The sequence below is a fragment of the Leisingera sp. F5 genome, assembly GCF_001593695.1.
On the sequence record NZ_LUKH01000963.1, the window covers coordinates 1 to 1,406 of the forward strand.

At 64.2% G+C, this 1,406-nt stretch carries 2 pseudogenes; both read right to left on the minus strand.

The window, feature by feature from the left end:
- Window positions 1–849, minus strand: a pseudogene (locus A2I95_RS37885) (peptidoglycan-binding protein); the annotation flags it as partial.
- A gap of 261 nt (window positions 850–1,110) precedes the next feature.
- A pseudogene (locus tag A2I95_RS37890) lies at window positions 1,111–1,320 on the minus strand (LysR family transcriptional regulator); the annotation flags it as partial.
- Between the last annotated feature and the right edge of the window lie 86 nt (window positions 1,321–1,406).

The following is a 1,406-nucleotide window of genomic DNA, read 5'->3' on the forward strand; positions in this document are numbered from 1 at the left end:
GTCCAGCTGTGTCCTGGCCGCTTCGGCGGCGGCCAGCAGGGTCAGCGTATCCTCCGCCTCCTGGCGCTGCGCCTCCAAGGCCAGTGTCATTGCGGTGAGTTCGGCGTCGGCATTCTGCAGTTTTTCCCGCAGGGCTTCGGCGGCAGCGGCCTCAATCAGGCGGGCGGCTTCTTCATCGCCCAGTTGGGCCTGCAATTCGGAAATCCGGGTTGTTTGCTCGCTGCCTTCTGCCTCAAGACTGGCGATCAATGCCTTCATCGCCTCGCGCTGTGCTGCCGCCAGCCGGGCTGCCTCTACCTGCACATCAATCTCGCCGCGGGCTTGCGACAGGGCCAGGTTCAGGGCCTCTTGTTCTCTCAACAATTCCGCGCGCGCCGCCTCCAGGTCTTCGCGTTCGGCGCTTAGATCCGCGACCCGCGTCCGGGCGGCATCGCGGCTTGCGATCAGGGCCGCCACCTTTGCCTCAAAACTGGTAATGCGGCTGGCGGCCTCGGCCAGTTCACCTGCCTGCCGGTCACGGTCCGCAGTCAGGGAGGTGATCAGGCTGCGCGCCTGGTCCAAATCCTGTTCAGCAGTATTGAGGGTTGACGTCAGCGCCCCAAGCCGAGCGTTCAGCTGATTGTTCTCGCGCTCCTCCAGCCCCAGGGCCGAGGCCAGCGCGCTTACCTCGGCGGACAGTTCATCCAGCTGGCTTTCCTGGCCGGTAATCGTCTCGCGCAGGACAAATTGCACCACCATGAAGATGGTCAGAACGAAGGTCAGCACCATCAGCAGGCCGGTCACGGCATCCACGTAACCCGGCCAGATGGATCCTTCGAACCGGTTGCCCTTGCGTCGGGACAGGGCCATGGATCAGCCCTCCTGCTCCTGGGAGTTGCGCGGATTGACCGAGGTCGGGCGCCCGCCGCGCTGCGCGCCCGAGATCACCCGGCTGAGCGCCGCGATATCGGTGCGCAACTCGGCCATGGTTTCCTGCCGCCCCGCCGAGATCTCTTCGAGGATGCGCAGCATCTGGACGTCGATCGACCGCAGGCGCATACGGCTTTCGGGGTCCATGCCTTCGGCCGACCCGCCAGAGCGCTGCATCTCGTGGATCAGTGCCTCCTGCCCCTGCGCGACGCGCAGCAGGTCCTGCCCCGCCTCGGTCGCCGTATAACCTCGCGCATGACGCTGGAACAATTTGACGCCCAGCCGTGCCTCTAGGGCATCAATATGCCGGATGACGGTGGCATGGTGGACGCCCAGAACCTCGGCGGCGCCACTGACCGTCCCCATACGTGCCACTTGATAGGCGGTGCGAATCTCGTCCCAGTTATCCATGCGAACCCCTGCATCTGTGCGCCAGCAAACATCACCTGTTACTTTCGGCGGATTGCGTTCATCTATGCAACAAATATCTCTTGGTC